Raw genomic sequence first — 17,268 nt, 5'->3', positions numbered from 1 at the left:
GCAGTGAGAACAACCGCCTCGCGTCTGGTTGCCGTCGCCGGTGTCGTCCTGATCGTCGGGATGTTGCCGTGGCTGTCGGATCGCGATCCGGCACTGAGCATTCTGCGTGCGCGCTCGGCCGAGCAGGAAGCAACCCCCGAGGCCCTGGCCGCCATTCGCGAAGACCTCGGTCTCGATGCCGGGCCGCTGCGGATGTTCTGGGACTGGCTCACCGGCATCGCGTCGGGCAATCCCGGAACATCCTGGAACACAGGTCAACCGGTGCTGCCGGGGGCCCTCGATGCGCTGCTGGTGTCGCTGACGCTGATGGGCTTCGCGATGGTCGTCGCGATCGGCGTCGCCGTCCTGGTGGTCGTGCCCAGCGTCCGGGCCGGGCTCCGGGGCACACCGAGACGTACCGGGGGCGGCGTCGCCGCAGCGCTGACGTCGATGCCGGAGTTTCTGCTGGCGTCGCTACTGGTCGTGCTCGGTGCCGTGTGGTTGTCGTTTCCGGCCTACGGCTGGAACGGTCCCGAGTACGCGGTGCTTCCTGCACTCGCGCTCGGGTTGCCTGCGGGCGGGTTGATCGGGCGACTGCTCGCCGACGCGATTGCCGTCACCTTCACCGAAGAGTGGGTCATCACGTGGACGGTCGCAGGCTTCTCCCGGCCCCAGATCGCCGTGGCGGTGTTGCGCCGCGCGCTCCCCGGCCTCGCGTCGCAGATCGGCCTGATCATGGTCGCCATGACCGGCGGCGCAGTCGCTGTCGAAAAGGTCTTCGCCATACCGGGATTGGGCCGCACCACTCTCGGCGACGCGCAGTCGCAGGATCTTCCCGCGTTGCAGATCGACATCATCCTTCTGCTGGCCGTCAGCGCAGCTCTCGGCATCGCGGCCGAGATCGGCCGGCGTCTGCTCCTCGGCAGCGCACTGCACGAGAAGGCGATGCCCATCCCGTCCGGCGTCTTCCACTCGTCATCGCGGCGCTGGGTGGTGCCGATCGTTGCGGCGTCGCTCCTCCTGGTCATGGTCCTTGCCGGACTCCCCCGCGACGGCCAGGCGACCACGCGGGACAAGTACGCGGCGCCGTCACTGGCCTACCCCTTCGGCACGGACGCGTCGGGCCGAGATCTGTTGGCGCGCGTCGCCGACGGCGCACTGCGCTCCATCGGTCTCTCGCTTGCCGTCACACTCGCGGCCCTGGTGGTCGGTGTGCTGCTCGGACTGATTCCCCGAGCATCCCGTGGACTGGTCGAGGTCACCAATGCAGCGCCGCCCGTCGTCACGGGCATTCTGATCGCGGCGATCTGGGGCCCGAGTGCAGGCGGGGCGGCCGTAGCGGTTCTCATCGTCACCTGGGCTCCGCTCGCCGCGCACACTGCGGCTCTCGTCGAGGAGACCCACGCTCGACCGTACATCTCGATTCTGCCGACGCTGGGGGCGAGCAATGCGCGAATCCTGTTCGGATCCGTCGTACCCGCCGTCGCTCCGGTCGTGCTGCGGCACGCCATGATTAGGCTCCCCGGTGTCGCTCTCGCTCTGGCGGCCCTCGGATTTCTCGGCCTCGGTCCGCAACCACCCACCGCGGATTGGGGACTGATTCTGTCCGACGGGGTCGCCGCCGTCGAGCGGGCGCCGTGGGTCGCGGCCGCTCCGCTTGCGTCGCTGATCGCACTCGCCGTACTTGCCGTGTCTCTCGCCGGTGCCACCTCGGGCCGGGTGAGGAGGACCGGTAGCGTCATCGAGAAAGTCGACGCAGGAGGACGCAGCACGTGAGCACGAAGACCGATCGCTCGCCGAGGCGGTGGCGGTGGTCGTTTCTGGTCGATCTGCGGCGGGCCACCCCTACCGTACGCCTGCTCGTCCTCACCCAAATGACCTTCAACATCGGCTTTTTCATGGTGCTGCCGTATCTGTCGGTGCACCTGACGAGTGATCTCGGGCTCGGGGCCGCTCTCGTCGGAGTGGTCCTCGGGATCCGAACCTTCTCGCAGCAGGGGTTGTTCTTCGTCGGTGGCACCCTCGCCGATCGGTGGGGCATCAAGCCGGTCGTACTCATCGGCTGTGTGTTGCGGGTGGTGGGGTTTGTCGGTCTGGCTTTCGCGGATTCGCTGCCGGCCGTGCTGATCGCCACGGTGCTGGTGGGCTTTGCCGCCGCATTGTTCTCTCCCGCAGTCGAATCGGCAGTCGCGATCGAGGCGGGCAAGAGCGAACGCGACGGTGGACCCACGCGTGTGGAGAGCTTCGCGCTGATGTCTGTGTGCAGTCAGATCGGTTCGTTCACCGGCCCGCTCGTCGGATCGGTACTGCTGCTGGTCGATTTCAGGATTGCGTGCCTCGTGGCTGGGGCGATCTTCGTTCTGGTCGTTGCCGCCCACGGGCGATGGTTGCCGCGTGAGCGCGGTGAGCATCGCGACGACCCATGGCTTTCGGGCTGGACCGACGTGGTGCGCAACCGGACCTTCGTGCTGTTCGCAGCGGCGATGAGCGCGCAGTTGGTGGCCTACAACCAGCTGTACCTGCTGCTGCCACTCGAGGTCGAACGCGCGTGGGGTTCGCAGACGGTGCTGGGCTGGTTCTTCGCGATCTCGGCAGTACTGGTGGTATCGGCGCAACTGCCCATCACCCGACGCGTCGCCGGGGTGTCACCGCGAATCACGCTGCCGATCGGATTCGCGGTCATGGCAGCATCTTTCGTCCTGGTCGCGGTATTCAGTCCCTTGGAGCTGGAAGGTCTGGTAGGTCTGATCCCGGCTGCGCTGTTCGTGTTGCTGCTCGCCCTGGGGCAGATGATCGCCATGCCCCAGGCGCGGGATCTGGTGCCGCGCATGGCAGCCGAACGTCGACTCGGTTCGTACTACGGCTTCATGGCCTCGCTCGGGGGCATCGGAGTGCTCATCGGATCGACTGCTCTCGGTGTGGTGATCGACGCCTCCCCCGATGCCGGCTGGGGAGCGGCCATCCCGTGGCTGGTCGCGGCTCTGTTCCCCATCGCCAGTGTCGTCGGATTGCGCCTGGTGCTCGCTCGTCTCGATTGAGCGGCCCGCGCTCCCCATCCCCCGCTCCCCCCATCCCCCGCTCCCCCCGCGCCCGCAAACGCGCGCGCGTTTGTCAGACGCGAGCAGATTCGCCTCGGATTCGGGGCTATTCCGCGCGCACCTGGCGAATGCGCGCGCGTTTGCGGCGGCCCGGGGACTACACCCGAATCCGCAACACCGCGATTCTCCCGTCCTGGGTGAACTCGAACCAGTACGACAGGTTCACCGGGCTACCCGGGAAATCACCCGAGATCTGTGCGGTTGTCGTGCGGCCCGGCCCCGACTCGACGGTGGACAGCACGTCGTAGCGCACCTGCGGCACCTCGGTTCGCCAGCGGCGGATCGCGTCGATGCCGTGGTGTTCACGGCCCTCGTCCTCCACCACGGCGTCGGGGGCGAACAGGGCGAAGTAGGGCTCCGAGTCGGCTCGGGTGGCGAGCTCGAAGTAGCGGTCGATGATCTGTGATTCGTTCATGAACCGAGCCTCGCCCCTCCCCCAGAGGGAGAGTCCACTCTCCCCCAGGGGGAGGGGCCAGAATATCGACATGAACGGATTGCTGACGATCGGCGAGTTCTCCCGGATCACGCACCTGTCGGTCAAGACGCTGCGTCGATATCACGAGTCGGGGCTGCTCGAGCCGGCGACAGTGGACGAGCATTCCGGCTACCGGTACTACGCCACGGATCAGGTCGCTACGGCACAGATCATCAGTCGGTTCCGCAGCATGCAGATGCCCGAGCGTGAGGTGCGGACGATCGTCACCACACCTGATCCCGACGCCCGAGCCCGACTGATCACCGAACACCTCACTCGGCTCGAGCGGCAGTTGGACGACACCCGATCAGCGGTGGCTGCCCTGCGCCGGTTGTTGGATCCGTCTCCGCCCACCATCGAGGTCGACCGCGTACTCACCGAACAGTGTTCGGTCGCAGCAGTATCCGAGGTGGTCGACGCGTCCGAGGTGCTGAGTTGGTACTCCGACGCGATGGCCGAGATCGACTCGGTCGTTTCCGACACCACCGGACCACCGGGCGGGCTGTACGACAACGAGCTGTTCACCGAAGGGCGTGGAGTCATGACGGTGTACGTGCCTACCGCAACTGCGCTGTCCGCCAACAGAATTCGACCGATGACGTTGCATCCCACCGAACTGGCGGTGACGGTCCATCAGGGTCCTCACGACGATATCGACGTCACCTACGGGGCACTCGGCGTGTACGTGGAGGCCAACGGCCTGGCCATCGCGGGACCGGTTCGTGAGGTCTACGCCGTCGGGCCGCGCGATACCGAGGATTCGTCGCGGTGGCGCACCGAAATCGGATGGCCGGTATTCGCGGCCTCGACACGAATGCACTAGTCAGCGACCCAACTGCCTGCTTGCTCCGTCGAGTTCGGCGTGCGCACCGATTTTCGCATTTCGCCCCGCTCGATCCCCGGCTTTCCGTGCGCCCTCGGAGTACCCGGCATTCGCGCTCTGGCCCCGCCAGTGTCCGCGCGCGGTCGAGGTCTGCCGGTAGTAGTCGCGTAGCTCGATCTCTTTGTCGCGCAACACCAGTGCCGTGCCTGCGCCCTGTTGCTCCTGTTCGATGGCTTTGGCCTCGGTATCCTTCTTCACTTCGCTCAGCCGTTGGCCGATGCGCGACGCGAATGCCGTCTGGAAGTTCAACCGGGCCGTCACGGCAGCGACGGGCACTACCTCGCGCCGGGTGTAGCGTCGCCGATTCTTGATCTCGGTGACGGTACGAATGGCCGTCTCGGACTTGTAGGCACCGGATTTGATGTACGCGTCCGAAGCTCGCACCATCTGGATCAGCAACGAGGAGTACAGGGCCTCGGTGGTCTCGATGTCGGAGTCGAAGCCGTAGGCGAACACCTGCGTCGACGATCGGGACACATCGCACTGGACATCGTTCGCATGCGCGATGGCGACGAACAGCTGAACGTAGGTCTTGAGTCCACGCTTGCCCGGCTCTCCGATGGGGATCACCTTCTGGGTAGGCGTCGCCTGCCGTTCCCTGGACGCGCTGTGCGAACGCGCCACCGCGAGATCGACCGATGCCGACGTCGCCAAACGCTGAGCGGCCTCCATGAAGGCCTCGGCCTCGTGGGGGTTGTCGGTGGACTCGGCCTGGCGCAGCAACCCGCCGATCCGCGTCAGCATCTTGTCCGAACTCATGAGCGAAAGGGTACCGGGCACCCCCGACACGTCCGGGTTGACCGATTCAGGAACTCGGAAATGACCCCTGCACGGTGCGATGTGTGCCACAGTACCCATCGACATATGTGTCGGGGGGAGCATCACAGCGAGATTCTGCGTGCCCATCTCCGGGCACATACCACCGCGTAGAAGTAAGTGGAGAGAACAATGGCGTCTTTGATCACGAAGGTGGCGGTGGTTGCAACGGCAGCCACGCTGCTGACGCTCACCGGATGTTCGAGCGACAGCGGTTCGAGCGGCGATTCGGGTGCTGCAGCCGAAAATGCCGACGGCCGTGGACCTATCACCTATGTAGAGGGCCAGGACACCACCGAGACCGGTGTCGTCCAGCAGATCATCTCGGAGTGGAACTCCAGCCACCCCGACGAGCAGGTCACCTTCAAGGAACAGTCCGCCGACGCCGATCAGGCCCACGACGACTTCGTCCAGCAGCTCCAGGCACAGCAGAGCGACTACGACGTGATGGCACTCGACGTCGTCTGGACCGCCGAGTTCGCGGCCAAGGGCTGGCTCGTGCCGCTCGAGGGCGAATTCGCACTCGACAACGCAGGCGTTCTGCCCGCGACCGTCGCCAGTGCGACCTACAACGGCACGCAGTACGCCGCGCCGAAGAACACCAACGGCGGACTGCTCTACTACCGCAGTGATCTGCTCCCCGAGGCACCCACCACCTGGGCCGAGCTCACCGAGGATTGCCAGGTTGCCAGGGACAACAACATCGACTGCTACGCAGGGCAATTCGCGCCCTACGAGGGTCTGACGGCCAACGCGTCGGAAATCATCAACGCGCACGGCGGATCGATCGTCGCCGAAGACGGCAAGACCCCCACCGTCGACAGCCCGGAAGCCAAGGCCGGACTGCAGACTCTGGTCACCGCGTTCGAGACCGGCGTCATCCCGGCCCAGGACACCACGTTCAAGGAGTCCGAGAGCCAGCAGGCGTTCCAGGACGGTCAGACGTTGTTCCTGCGCAACTGGCCGTATGTCTACGGCACCGCGGCGGAGGAAGGTTCGGCTGTGGCCGGCAAGTACTCGGTCGCACCGCTTCCCGGAGTCACCGGAGTCGGCACCTCGACGCTCGGCGGATACAACGCCGCGATCAGCGCGTACTCCGAGAACAAGGCCACTGCCGCCGACTTCCTGCGATTCATGCAGGGCGAGCAGGCTCAGCGCATCATCGCCGAGGGCGCTTTGCCGCCCGTGCTCTCGTCGCTGTACGACGACCCCGCACTGATCGCCGCGATGCCGTACCTTCCCGCATTGAAGGCATCCATCGAGAACGCCGTCCCGCGTCCCGTCACCCCGTTCTACCCGGCCGTCTCGAAGGCTGTGCAGGACAACGTGTCTGCCGCCATCAAGGGTGAGAAGAGCGTCGACCAGGCGATCACGGACATGCAGGCCGGTATCGAAACCGCCGGCGCCAACTGATTTCGGGAGAACCAATGGCTGTACCTGCTGGTGTGACCAGTGGGGCCGGCGCAACCACCGCGGCCGGGGGCTCGTCCCCCGGCCGCGGTCGGCATGTGCGGTCCAAGAACAAGCGCTTCGGCCTGACGCCGGGTCGGGCCTGGCTGTTGATCGCACCGACGCTGGTGATCCTCGCGATCGTCATCGTCTACCCGGTGATCCGAGCCCTCGTCATGTCCTTCTCCAAGGATCCCGGCCTCGGTCCCGACACCGGCATGTTCGTCACCGGTGGTTCTGCCGGCTTCGACAACTACACGCATTGGATTCTGCAGCAGTGCACCTCGGCGTCGGGCACATCGGTGCCCTGCCCGCCGGGAACTCTCGGTTCGCAATTCTGGGGCGCGGTCGGCAACACCGCGTTCTTCACGGTCGTGACGGTATCCATCGAGGTGGTCATCGGCTTCGCGATGGCAGTGATCATGGGCAAGACCTTTGCCGGACGCGCTCTGCTGCGCGCGGCGATCCTGATCCCCTGGGCGATCCCGACGGCGGTCACGGCCAAGCTCTGGTACTTCATCTTCGCGTACGACGGCATCGCCAATCGCATTCTGGGAACGAACATCCTGTGGACCGGTGACGCGTGGCCCGCTCGTTTCGCCGTCATCATCGCCGACGTGTGGAAGACGACGCCGTTCATGGCGCTGCTGATTCTCGCCGGGCTGCAGATGATTCCCGCCGACGTCTACGAAGCCGCCCGCGTCGACGGGGCATCGGCGTGGCAGCGTTTCACCAAGATCACACTGCCGCTGGTCAAGCCAGCGCTGATGGTGGCAATTCTGTTCCGCACCATGGACGCACTGCGCATGTACGACCTGCCCGCCATCCTCACCGAGGGCAACCCCGCCACTCGAACAATCTCCATCCTGGTGGTGGAGCAGATCCGGCAGGGATTCAACAGCGCTGCGTCGCTGTCGACCATCTCGTTCATCATGATCTTCATGGTGGCCTTCATTCTGGTGAAGTTCCTCGGAGCCAATGCCGTTGCTACACAGGAGACTCAGCGCAAGGGGGCCGGTCGATGAAGCAGGCCCGCATCTATCTCGGTGTCGTCATCATCCTGGTGTGGGGGTTGGCGCCGTTCTACTGGATGGTCGTCACCGCATTCCGCGACCCGCGCTACACGTTCGATACGACGCCCTGGCCGACGCACGTCACCTGGCAAAATTTCGAGACCGCCCTGTCGACGGCGAACGGAAACAACTTCCTGCGTGCGGTGGCCAATAGCCTGATCGTGGGCGGCGCGACCACCCTGATCGCGTTGGTCATCGGCATCTTCACGGCATACGCTCTCTCGCGCATCGACTTTCGCTTCAAATACGTGGTGACGGGCATCATCCTGGGTGCGTCGATGTTCCCCGTCGTCGCATTGGTGACCCCGCTGTTCCAGTTCTTCACCAACATCGGGTGGATCGGCAGCTACCAGGCCATGGTGATCCCCAACATCTCGTTCGTTCTGCCGCTGACGATCTATACGCTGGCGGCGTTCTTCGCCGAATTGCCCTGGGAACTCGAAGAAGCCGCACGGATCGACGGTGCCGGACGATTCCAGGCATTCCGCCTGGTGATGCTCCCACTTGCCGCCCCTGCCTTGTTCACCACCGCGATCCTCGCGTTCATCGCAGCAGTGAACGAGTACTTGCTGGCCAGTCAGCTCTCGAGTGACAAGACCGAACCGGTGACCGTGGCCATCGCGCGATTCACCGGCAACGATCCGCTCGTGGTGCCCTACGCCGCGATCATGGCCGCGGGCACCATCGTGGCGATTCCACTGGTGATCATGGTGCTGCTGTTCCAGCGCCGCATCATCTCCGGACTGACCGCAGGTGGCGTCAAGTCGTGACGGCTCAGGATCATCTGCAGTTGTTGGCAGGCATTCTCGGGTTCTTCGCGCTGGTAGCTCTCGGTTTCGCCGTAGCCGGGATCATCGGAGGTGATCCCGGCGTACTGCCGTCGGTGGCGCTGCTGGGCTTGCTGATAGCACTGTGGTTCACGGTCAAGAAGATTCGCTGACTGTCAGCGGGCGCGGATCGCACCTTCGATGTCTTCGGCACTGATCTCTCGTGTGCAGAAGAACCAATCCTGGCAGTCGACGTCGGAGTCGGTGCCGTCCATTCGGTCTGCAGCCGAGCCGCACGAACCGGCCGGTGGCACGATGACCGGATCACCCGGACGCCAATCTGCCGGAGTTGCAACATCGAATGCGTCGGCGGTCTGCAGGGCTTTGATCAGACGCAGGATTTCGTCGAAGTTCCGGCCGGTGCTCAGCGGGTAGTAGATCACTGCGCGCACCACACCGATCGGGTCTACGACGAACACCGCCCGCACTGCCTTCGACGAGCTCTCACCGGGCATGATCATGCCGTACGCGCGTGCGATGTCCATCGAGATGTCCTCGACCAGAGGGAACTTCACCTCGACACCGGACATACCGTTGAAGCTGATCTTGTCCTTGATCGTACGTAACCACGCGATATGGCTGTACAGCCCATCGATCGACAGACCGACCAATTCGGTGTTGTATTCGCGCAATTCGTCGGACATGGCAGCGAATGTGATGAACTCACTGGTGCAGACGGGTGTGAAATCTGCGGGGTGCGAAAAGAATATGACCCATCTTCCGCGGTAGTCAGCGGGAAAGTCGATAGGCCCCTGAGTGGTCACCGCTGTGAACGACGGAGCGCGGTCACCGATTCGAGGCATTACGACGTCGCTTGCGGGTGCTGCTTGTGTGCTGGTCATGTCGGCCTCGCCCTGTGTTGTGGATGTGCGCGTAACGGGTGTGGCGGTCACGGGTGCCTGTAGTTGGCCTCGTAGGTCTTGCGGTCGCGTTCCGCGCTGGGCGTTGCGCGTGGGATCGAGGCTGCATCGATCCCGTGCTGCCCGAGCCGGAACGCCCTGTAGATCAGATGCAGTGCGGAGGCGAAGTAGACGACCGGGACGAAGATCAGCAGCATCATCAGACCTGCAATCCAGTTCGGCCCTGGGAACAGGAGGAAGAGCAAGAGCACGGCGACGAGTGGAACGAGGAATCGGGCCAGATAGCGCGGTGTGGATCCACGTCCGGTCAGGTCGTGCAGAACCCAGTCCTGCAAGTCGTCCGGGAGAACGCCGCCGACGTCGTAGCGAACTCGCTGACGGAAGGTGGGAGTTTTCATGTCTTCGACGGTAGGTTCGCAGGTGCACCCGGCGCTGGGGTACGAGGTCCCGTCAGCCGCGCCGAACGACCTTTGTTCCGGATGCGATCAGAGTGCAGCGGCACCGAAGGCGTCTTCGGCCATCGAGACCAACTTCGCGGACGCGGCGTTCGGCTGCGGTGCCCAGACGAGCGCCAACAGTGCTGCGGTGGTCGAGTCCGTCAGTTCCACCGCGGTCAATCGATCGGCGTAGGTGTCCATCATCGATGCGCTGAGAATCGCCACCCCCAAGCCGCGGGCAGCGAGGTCGGCCACGGCGTCGGGGGCGCTGGCCTGCAACGTGATCGACGGCGACAATCCCACTCCGGCACAGTCCCGGTCGAATACCGCACGGATGCCGGTGCCGGGCGGAAGGGCCACGATCGGGTGCTCGCACACCTGCGCCAACGTCGCCTCGTCCTGTGCTGCCAGAGGGTGCTGCGGTGGAACGGCCGCGACGATTCGCTCGTCGATCACCACCATCGATGCCAATCCGTCCGGGGCCTGAGCCGCGACGCCGACGAGTGCGATGTCCAATTCTCCGGCGCGCACATCGGCGACCAACCGATCCGAATTGTCCTCCTGGAGAGTCAGTTCGACGCCAGGATGCGCCGAATGGAAGCGGGCCAACGCGTCGAACAGTGGTGGGACGGTGCAGGCGGTGACCATCCCGACGCGAAGCGAGCCGCGCAGGAGTCCGGCAACGTCGTCGACGGATTGCCTGACCGAGCCGGCAGCGGCCAGCGTCGCACGGGCTTGCGTCAGCGCGGCCTGACCGGCGGTGGTCAATGTTGCTGTGCCGCCTGATCTGTCGATCAACTCGGCTCCGAGTTCGCGTTCGAGCGCTCGGATCTGGGCGCTGACGCCGGATTGGCTGATGTGCACCCGGGCTGCTGCGCGAGTGAAGTTCGCTTCCTCGGCCACCGCGACGAAGTACTCCAGCTGTCTCAATTCCATTGCTGAGTCCCCAGATTCGGGCCCTCACCGGAATTCAGTCTGGCGATGTTGCGCTTCGGGGCAGTCACGCGGTAGCTGCAGTCGATCAATTCGGCGGCCTCGGCCCAGACGTCGTCGTCGGCATCGCTCAGGTCGAATCCCACCCAGCCGGCCGGTCCGAGATAGGCGGGGTGGAAGTACCGGGGTTCGAGCTCGCAGGCGCGCTGTTCCTCGACGCTCTCGCACTTGACCAGGATCGAGAGGTCGTATTGGTCGCCGCCCTTGACGCCACCACCGAAGTAGACGAACACCGAGGCCGTGCGGAAGGTCGGCCGACCGTGTGAGATTTTCTCGGACACCTCGGGATAGGCGAACGCCAGCGCGCGGACGCGTTCGAGGACCGGATGCTTCGAGGTGGGATCGATGGCCACGCCAGAACGATAGCGTGTGTTGTCTAGCTGCGGCTATGAGTAAATGTTCTGGCAATCAGCTGAATCAACTGTTGGACTTCTGGCCCCGGGGCTTTCGAGACTCGATGTCATGACACAGACACCGAAACAAGTTGCAGCGACCTACTTCGAGGCCTGGATAGAAAAGGACTTCGACACTCTGGCGTCGATCCTGCACGAGGACGCGACGTTCCGAGGGCCACTCGGCACAGCGGTCAACGGTGCCGAATGCGTGGCCGGATTGAAAGGAATGTCGGAGATCGTCACCGACATCGATATCGCACACGTCTTCGTCGACGGTCCGAACGTACTGACGTGGTTCGACCTGCACACGTCGATCGCGTCGCCGGCCACTACCGCCAACTGGCAGCGAATCGAGGCCGGAAGAATCCGGGAGATCACGGTGACCTTCGATCCCCGGGCCATCCTCGCGGCCGGATAAGCGAACGCCCGCCGGTACTCAATGTGACATTTGGTGGCCCTTTGGGGCTGTCGCATTTTGATGGTGGGGCGTCTCGAGTGTCGAGGCGCCCCATTGTCGGTGGTGCGGGACAATGTGTTGGTGGCGAAGGGCTATCGACCGGTCGATCGTGATCAACAGTTTCTGATTCCACCGGACATGCGCGAATGGTTACCGGCGGAGCATCCGGTGTGGACGCTCATCGACATCGTCGATACTCATCTCGACACCTCGGCGTTTCATACCGGGCGTCGACTCGGTGGGGTCGGGCGCGCCGGATACGACCCGGACATGCTGCTCACGCTGCTGATCTGGGGCTGGTCGAAAGGGATGCGGTCTTCACGCCAGATCGAATCTGCGTGCACCGATGTGGTGTCCTACCGGGTCATCTGCGCCGGCGATGCCCCCGATCACGCCACGATCTCTCGGTTCCGTAAAGACAACCACGCGGCCTGCGAGTCGCTGTTCGCACAGGTGTTGACGTTGGCGGCGCGGGTCGGTTTGGGGTCGTTGGGGACCATCGCTCTCGATGGGGTCAAGATCGCCTCGAACGCCTCCATCGGAGCCAATCGCAGCGCGGAAGGATTGAAGGCCGCCGCCGAAGCCAGTCGGCGAAGGCTGCTCAGACCCGGGCACGCGAGATCGCTGCCGCAGCGGCCGCAGCGCACGCCGACGTCGATGCTTCCGAGGACGAACTCTACGGCGAGGACGATCCCGGACCAGGCAGGGTTCCTGCCGAGTTGGCCGACCCGACGTCGCGATCGAAGCGGATCGCGGAGGCGTTGGCGCAGATCGAAGCCGAATACGATGCCCGCGAGAAGGCCGCCAGGACCGCTGCCGAGGGTCATCTCGAGCGTCTCGATGCCGGGAAGTCCCCGGCGGGTCGGGTGCCGCTCGCCGCGCAGGTAGCCGCTGCTCACCGGCGTCTGGCACGGGAAATCGCACGACACGAGGCCACCGAGGCACGGTACCGGCAGCGAGCCGATGCTGCTGCGCGGCGCGGCGGGAAACCGAAAGGCAAGGTTCCGGTTCCAGTCGAGGATCACTACCGCGTGATCGCTGCACGCACCTCGGTGTCGAAGGCGGTCGCCAAGCACAGTGCTCTGGAGCGCACGACGCCAACGGTATTGCGGCGCAACATCACCGATCCGGATTCTCGGATGCAGCCGCTGCGAGGTGGTGGCTGGGTGCAGGGCTACAACTGCCAAGCATTCACCGCCGAGGACGGCATCATCATCGCCACCGGCGTGGGCACCAGCCCCTCCGATGTCACTTACTACGAGAAGATGGTCGACAAAGCGGTCGCTGCGGCGGTAGTGATCGCCGACAACGCACCACCGCAGGCCGAGCAGCCGTCGATCGGAATCATGCTCTTCGACGCCGGCTATTGCTCGATCGACAACCTCGACGCACCGGGCCCGGACCGGTTGATCGCCACCGGAAAATCGCGGACACTCGAAGCCGCCGCTGCCGCGGCCGTAGCTACGCCGGTGTCGGATCCTGCACCAGCGCAGGGTAATTCGATTACCCGGATGGCCGAACGATTATCCACCCCGGAGGGAATCGCAACGTACCGCAAACGGTCTCACATCGCCGAGACACCGTTCGGACAGGCCAAACACAACCTCGGATTCCGGCGATTCACCAGCTGCGGCCTCGACCGAGCGACGAGTGAATGGTCCTTCCATGCCGCGGTGCACAACATCGGCAAAATTCTCACCCACCTGACCGCCGCACCCAACGCAGCGCTGGCCTGACCCAGCGGAACAGAGCACCCCAACGCCGAAAAAGAGGTGACCCGGGCATCGAACCCGAGCCACCCCTTCGCAACGTCGAACTGCCGCTCACTCAAAATGCGACAGCCCCTTTCGGGGGTCAATGTCACGTTGAGTGGACCGGCGGGCGGTGGGCAGTGGTGCGGACGGGTGCCGCCGGGGGCACTCAGTCACACCACTGCCGCAGGCACTTATGCGTCGATGATGAACGCTTCCAGCTGTTCGCGAGCGACGTCGTCGGCCAGTTGCTTCGGCGGGCTCTTCATCAGGTAGGCCGAAGCCGGGATGACCGGTCCACCGATGCCGCGGTCCTTGGCGATTTTCGCGGCGCGGACTGCATCGATGATGACGCCTGCGGAGTTGGGCGAGTCCCATACTTCGAGCTTGTACTCGAGGTTGAGGGGAACGTCACCGAAGGCGCGGCCTTCCAGGCGGACGTAGGCCCACTTGCGGTCGTCGAGCCAGCCGACGTGATCCGACGGTCCGATGTGGACGTCCTTTGCGTTGAACTCACGCTGGAGGTTCGACGTCACGGCTTGGGTCTTGGAGATCTTCTTCGACTCGAGGCGGGTGCGCTCGAGCATGTTGAGGAAGTCCATGTTGCCGCCGACGTTGAGCTGCATGGTGCGGTCGAGCTGCACGCCACGGTCCTCGAACAGCTTGGCCATGACGCGGTGGGTGATGGTGGCACCGACCTGGCTCTTGATGTCGTCGCCGACGATGGGGACGCCTGCGTCCTCGAACTTCTTGGCCCAGACGGGATCGCTGGCGATGAAGACGGGGAGTGCGTTGACGAAGGCGACGCCTGCGTCGATGGAGGCTTGTGCGTAGAACTTGTCGGCTTCTTCGGATCCGACGGGGAGGTAGGACACGAGAACGTCCACCTTGGCGTCACGCAGGGCCTGCGCCACGTCGACGGCGTCGCCGTCGGCCTCGGTGATGGTCTCGCGGTAGTACTTGCCGAGGCCGTCGAGGGTCGGTCCGCGCAGGACGTGGACGTCCTTCGGGGGTACGTCGGCGATCTTGATGGTGTTGTTCTCGCTGGAGAAGATGGCCTCGGAGAGATCGAAGCCGACCTTCTTGGCGTCCACGTCGAACGCGGCGACGAACTCGACGTCGCGGACGTGGTACTTGCCGAACATGACGTGCATGAGGCCGGGAACGCTGGCGTTCTCGTCCGCGTCCTTGTAGTACTCGACACCCTGGACCAGGGATGAGGCGCAGTTGCCCACACCCACAATGGCCACGCGGATTGCGTTGTTGTTCTCACCCATGGTCGGGTTCTCCTTCTGTCTTGACTGTCATGTTCGGTGCTGTGTGGGACGGTGCTGTGTTGGGTTCGGCCTGCTCGGCTGCGATGACTTCGTTGAGCCAGCGCACCTCGCGTTCGCTCGATTCGAGTCCGAGCTGGTGTAGCTGCCTGGTGTAGCGGTCGAGTGTCCCGTTCGCCTTGGCCACAGCGTCGCGGAGGCCTTCTCGGCGTTCCTCGACCTGGCGACGTCTGCCTTCGAGGATGCGAACTCGAGCTTCCGCTGGAGTCCGACTGAAGAAGGCAAGATGCACGCCGAATCCGTCGTCGGTGTAGTTCTGCGGTCCGGTGTCGGCCACCAATTCGGCAAATCGTTCCCTGCCGAGCGGGGTGAGCACGTACACCCGTTTCGCTCGTCTCTTCACGAGCAAGTCGGGACCGGCGTCCTCGGCAATGAGACCGTCGGCTTGTAGTCGACGGAGTGCCGGGTACAGCGATCCGTACGAAAACGCTCGAAAAGCTCCGAGTAGGCCGGTCAGCCGTTTGCGGAGCTCGTAGCCGTGCATGGGTGATTGGAGAAGCAAACCGAGAATTGCCAGCTCGAGCATGCAACTCCCCCTTCTCTATTTCTTGCGATCACAACACGACGATGCGATTGACTGCACTATCGGAGAATGTATCGCGCCGATACATATTCTGACAACTTGGTGGCGTGTATCGCTGGACGTCACCGATCAACGGCGGACGAGTCCCTGGACGTATCGTGCGGCACATGACCCCGGTCGACGCGCTTCTCGCCGCCGCTGCCCTCCACCTGGGCTTTCAGATGGTGGTGACCGGCGTCGTCTACCCGGCGCTGGCGGAGGTTCCGGACGACGACTGGTCGCGTGCCCACGACGCGCATTCGCGGCGGATGACCCTCGTCGTCGGGCCGGTCTACGGACTGCTCGCTGCTGCGTGTCTCTGGGTGTTGGTGTCCGGGCCCATCCACGCGGCCGTCTTGGCAAGCGTTGGGGGTGCGGTGGTCTCCGCGGCGGCGACTGCCTTCGTGGCTGCCCCCACCCATGGCGAACTGGGGCGTGCAGGACGCAACGGACACCTGATGAGTCGGCTGCGATCAGCGGACCGCGTACGTTTTTGCGGTGCTGTGACGTGTGCCCTTTTCGCTCTGGTGGCGTGATCGAGCGGTGTGACGTGGAGTGGCCTGTCGGTTCAGCGAGCCGGTGCCACCATCAGCGCTGCGTCGACTCGATACTCACCCCACTGCTGCGCAGACGTCCCGATCTGTCGCCAACCTCGCCTGCGGTAGAAGCCGAGGGCGGCGCTACTCGGGTCGACGAGCAGTACCGCCACGCGGCCTGCATCGCGCGCTGCATCGATTGCGTGTGCAAGCAAGGTGGTTCCGCTGCCCGGTACGGAACCGTCGGTGACGAATCGCGACACCACAGCGAGCCGATCGGCAGCAACCCCCGTTGCTCGCTGCCACTGCGCACTCGCGTCGTCCGCGCCGGGATCGGCTTCCGGTGCTGCCGTCGGGTGCAGCGCGACATGGCCGACGACGGCGTCGTCGTACTCGGCGACCCACGCTGCGAGTTCGTGTGGTGGGGAAAGCCAGTCTGCTCGCACCGCTGCTGCGCGCACGGGGTACCGGTGTGTTTCGTGGGCACGTTGCAGGATGGGCAGAAGGGTGGTCAGGTCGCTGTGTCGTCGGGGGCGCACGTGGATTCCCGATGTGGCGAACATGCGAACAAGTGTAGGGATCAGATCCTCGCTTCGATCTCGTGATCGGAACTGCGCGTAGGCACACCCCCAAGATGATTGGTCGCACCGATCGACGGCACGACCAGGGTCGGCAGCCCGAGTCGGTCCATGCCGCCCGGGCAGGGTGACGCTCATCGAAGAGGCCATCTTCGTGCGATCTCCGTCTCTTGCCGGATCCGAGGGGCCGACCGTGTCGGCACAGGTGACGCGTTGTTTCCGGCGGTTCGAACGGCACCTTCTCGTTGCCGAGGCGGGGTTCGCAGGTCCGCATCGGAGGGCCCGCACGTACTCTGGTCCTCGTGCGACTTCAGCGACAGGTGGTGGACTACGCCCTTCAGCGTCGGTCGCTGCTGGCCGAGGTCTACTCCGGTAGGACGGGTGTGGCAGCGGTCTGCGACGCAGATCCGTACCTGCTGCGCGCTGCCAAGTTCCACGGTCGTGGCAGCGACGTGGTCTGTCCCATCTGCCGCAAGGAGCAGCTCACGCTGGTGTCCTGGGTGTTCGGCGAGAAGCTGGGGACACTGTCCGGGTCGGCGAGAACGGCGGACGAACTCGTCCGCCTCGCGGCGACCCAGGAGGAGTTCTCGGTTCACGTGGTCGAGGTGTGTCGGTCGTGCAGTTGGAACCACCTCGTCCAGTCCTACGTCCTCGGGGCCGTCCCTGCGCCCAAGCAACCCCGTCGTCCGCGATCGGGTTCCCGTCAACCGAACCGTCGAACAGCGAGTGAATGACACAATCGCTTCGCTGATCCCATCCACCGAG

At 64.6% G+C, this 17,268-nt stretch carries 19 protein-coding genes and 1 pseudogene; 11 read left to right on the top strand and 9 right to left on the bottom strand.

Annotation, left to right across the window (positions count from 1 at the left end):
- The first annotated feature begins 3 nt into the window (after positions 1-3).
- Positions 4-1,755 carry an ABC transporter permease subunit gene (locus AABD04_RS24740; RefSeq protein WP_341442866.1) on the top strand — a complete coding sequence of 584 codons (1,752 nt, stop codon included), beginning with the start codon at positions 4-6 and terminating at the stop codon, positions 1,753-1,755.
- Complete coding sequence (locus tag AABD04_RS24735; RefSeq protein WP_341442865.1) at positions 1,752-3,017, top strand: MDR family MFS transporter; 1,266 nt, start codon at positions 1,752-1,754, stop codon at positions 3,015-3,017. The genes AABD04_RS24740 and AABD04_RS24735 overlap by 4 nt, the downstream gene beginning before the upstream one ends.
- A 157-nt stretch (positions 3,018-3,174) precedes the next feature.
- On the opposite strand, the gene AABD04_RS24730 is transcribed toward AABD04_RS24735, so the two are convergent.
- Positions 3,175-3,492, bottom strand: a complete 318-nt coding sequence (locus AABD04_RS24730; protein ID WP_341442864.1) for a nuclear transport factor 2 family protein — start codon at positions 3,490-3,492, stop codon at positions 3,175-3,177.
- Between the two features lie 70 nt (positions 3,493-3,562).
- On the opposite strand from AABD04_RS24730, the gene AABD04_RS24725 reads away from it, so the two are divergent.
- Complete coding sequence (locus AABD04_RS24725; protein WP_341442863.1) at positions 3,563-4,375, top strand: MerR family transcriptional regulator; 813 nt, start codon at positions 3,563-3,565, stop codon at positions 4,373-4,375.
- On the opposite strand, the gene AABD04_RS24720 is transcribed toward AABD04_RS24725, so the two are convergent.
- Positions 4,376-5,194, bottom strand: a complete 819-nt coding sequence (locus AABD04_RS24720; protein ID WP_341442862.1) for a DUF2786 domain-containing protein — start codon at positions 5,192-5,194, stop codon at positions 4,376-4,378.
- 189 nt (positions 5,195-5,383) lie between these two features.
- Here AABD04_RS24720 and AABD04_RS24715 point away from each other — a divergent pair, with 189 nt between their 5' ends.
- Genes AABD04_RS24715 through AABD04_RS24700 form a run of 4 tightly spaced genes read left to right on the top strand, consistent with a single transcriptional unit; the run spans position 5,384 to position 8,713 of the window.
- Complete coding sequence (locus AABD04_RS24715) at positions 5,384-6,664, top strand: ABC transporter substrate-binding protein (protein WP_341442861.1); 1,281 nt, start codon at positions 5,384-5,386, stop codon at positions 6,662-6,664.
- 14 nt (positions 6,665-6,678) lie between these two features.
- Positions 6,679-7,725 carry a carbohydrate ABC transporter permease gene (locus AABD04_RS24710; protein WP_341442860.1) on the top strand — a complete coding sequence of 349 codons (1,047 nt, stop codon included), beginning with the start codon at positions 6,679-6,681 and terminating at the stop codon, positions 7,723-7,725.
- Positions 7,722-8,543 carry a carbohydrate ABC transporter permease gene (locus AABD04_RS24705; protein WP_243595637.1) on the top strand — a complete coding sequence of 274 codons (822 nt, stop codon included), beginning with the start codon at positions 7,722-7,724 and terminating at the stop codon, positions 8,541-8,543. The genes AABD04_RS24710 and AABD04_RS24705 overlap by 4 nt, the downstream gene beginning before the upstream one ends.
- The gene (locus AABD04_RS24700) at positions 8,540-8,713 is read left to right on the top strand and encodes a hypothetical protein (RefSeq protein WP_243609441.1); all 174 of its coding nucleotides are present in this window, start codon (positions 8,540-8,542) and stop codon (positions 8,711-8,713) included. The genes AABD04_RS24705 and AABD04_RS24700 overlap by 4 nt, the downstream gene beginning before the upstream one ends.
- A gap of 3 nt (positions 8,714-8,716) precedes the next feature.
- Here AABD04_RS24700 and AABD04_RS24695 read toward each other — a convergent pair whose 3' ends face one another.
- The 4 genes from AABD04_RS24695 to AABD04_RS24680 all read right to left on the bottom strand — a co-directional run bounded on the left by AABD04_RS24695 (position 8,717) and on the right by AABD04_RS24680 (position 11,243).
- On the bottom strand, positions 8,717-9,442 hold the full coding sequence (locus AABD04_RS24695; protein ID WP_423228193.1) for a peroxiredoxin: 726 nt from the start codon (positions 9,440-9,442) through the stop codon (positions 8,717-8,719).
- Between the two features lie 47 nt (positions 9,443-9,489).
- Positions 9,490-9,858 carry a DUF5313 family protein gene (locus tag AABD04_RS24690; RefSeq protein ID WP_243595634.1) on the bottom strand — a complete coding sequence of 123 codons (369 nt, stop codon included), beginning with the start codon at positions 9,856-9,858 and terminating at the stop codon, positions 9,490-9,492.
- 87 nt (positions 9,859-9,945) lie between these two features.
- Positions 9,946-10,833 carry a LysR family transcriptional regulator gene (locus AABD04_RS24685; RefSeq protein ID WP_341442859.1) on the bottom strand — a complete coding sequence of 296 codons (888 nt, stop codon included), beginning with the start codon at positions 10,831-10,833 and terminating at the stop codon, positions 9,946-9,948.
- Positions 10,824-11,243: an MmcQ/YjbR family DNA-binding protein gene (locus AABD04_RS24680; protein ID WP_243609438.1), complete on the bottom strand. Its 420-nt coding sequence runs from the start codon at positions 11,241-11,243 to the stop codon at positions 10,824-10,826. The genes AABD04_RS24685 and AABD04_RS24680 overlap by 10 nt, the downstream gene beginning before the upstream one ends.
- A 109-nt stretch (positions 11,244-11,352) precedes the next feature.
- Here AABD04_RS24680 and AABD04_RS24675 point away from each other — a divergent pair, with 109 nt between their 5' ends.
- Both AABD04_RS24675 and AABD04_RS24670 read left to right on the top strand, forming a co-directional pair.
- Entirely contained in the window at positions 11,353-11,703 is a 351-nt protein-coding gene (locus tag AABD04_RS24675; protein WP_341442858.1) for a nuclear transport factor 2 family protein, read from the top strand.
- 114 nt (positions 11,704-11,817) lie between these two features.
- Positions 11,818-13,478: pseudogene (locus tag AABD04_RS24670) on the top strand (transposase).
- Positions 13,479-13,687: 209 nt separating this feature from the next.
- Here AABD04_RS24670 and AABD04_RS24665 read toward each other — a convergent pair.
- Positions 13,688-14,770 (bottom strand): inositol-3-phosphate synthase, encoded by a 1,083-nt coding sequence (locus tag AABD04_RS24665; protein ID WP_341442857.1) that lies wholly within the window; start codon positions 14,768-14,770, stop codon positions 13,688-13,690.
- Positions 14,763-15,353: a PadR family transcriptional regulator gene (locus AABD04_RS24660; RefSeq protein WP_243595629.1), complete on the bottom strand. Its 591-nt coding sequence runs from the start codon at positions 15,351-15,353 to the stop codon at positions 14,763-14,765. The genes AABD04_RS24665 and AABD04_RS24660 overlap by 8 nt, the downstream gene beginning before the upstream one ends.
- Before the next feature lie 164 nt (positions 15,354-15,517).
- Here AABD04_RS24660 and AABD04_RS24655 point away from each other — a divergent pair, with 164 nt between their 5' ends.
- The gene (locus tag AABD04_RS24655) at positions 15,518-15,925 is read left to right on the top strand and encodes a hypothetical protein (RefSeq protein ID WP_341442856.1); all 408 of its coding nucleotides are present in this window, start codon (positions 15,518-15,520) and stop codon (positions 15,923-15,925) included.
- 32 nt (positions 15,926-15,957) lie between these two features.
- Here AABD04_RS24655 and AABD04_RS24650 read toward each other — a convergent pair whose 3' ends face one another.
- Positions 15,958-16,488 carry a GNAT family N-acetyltransferase gene (locus AABD04_RS24650; protein WP_341442855.1) on the bottom strand — a complete coding sequence of 177 codons (531 nt, stop codon included), beginning with the start codon at positions 16,486-16,488 and terminating at the stop codon, positions 15,958-15,960.
- A gap of 317 nt (positions 16,489-16,805) precedes the next feature.
- Between AABD04_RS24650 and AABD04_RS24645 the strand changes: the two genes are divergently transcribed.
- Entirely contained in the window at positions 16,806-17,237 is a 432-nt protein-coding gene (locus tag AABD04_RS24645) for a DUF5318 domain-containing protein (protein WP_283273679.1), read from the top strand.
- Positions 17,238-17,268: the final 31 nt, after the last annotated feature.

Source organism: Rhodococcoides navarretei, from assembly GCF_038069675.1.
Classification (GTDB): domain Bacteria; phylum Actinomycetota; class Actinomycetes; order Mycobacteriales; family Mycobacteriaceae; genus Rhodococcoides; species Rhodococcoides navarretei.
The sequence above is the reverse complement of the archived record's forward strand: the minus strand, read 5'-3'. Positions and strand labels throughout refer to the sequence as shown.